General features: G+C 46.8%; 1 protein-coding gene. It reads right to left on the bottom strand.

The genetic code is table 11. The features are described 5' to 3' along the window. The coding region (gene rplD, locus V0R37_RS22865; RefSeq protein ID WP_420376658.1) for a 50S ribosomal protein L4 at positions 1-250 on the bottom strand (250 nt) is incomplete at both ends.

The raw sequence follows: 250 nt of genomic DNA, 5'->3' as shown, positions 1-250 counted from the left end.
CTAGCTCTTTCGTTTTTGGTGCTTCAACCGAGAAGTTATCAACAACGATTAAACGCTCTTGACGAACTAACTCAGAAAGAATGCTTTTCATAGCGCCGCGGTACATTTTTTTGTTTACTTTAACGCTGTGATCTTGTGGTTTCGCAGCAAAAGTAACACCACCTGTACGCCAGATTGGGCTACGGATTGTACCAGCACGTGCACGGCCAGTACCTTTTTGACGCCATGGCTTAGCGCCACCGCCAGAAAC

Origin of the sequence: Pollutimonas rozaliensis, assembly GCF_048751585.1 — a bacterium.
GTDB lineage: Bacteria > Pseudomonadota > Gammaproteobacteria > Burkholderiales > Burkholderiaceae_B.
Note: the sequence above shows the minus strand (reverse complement) of the source record. Positions and strands in the feature narration are given on the sequence as shown.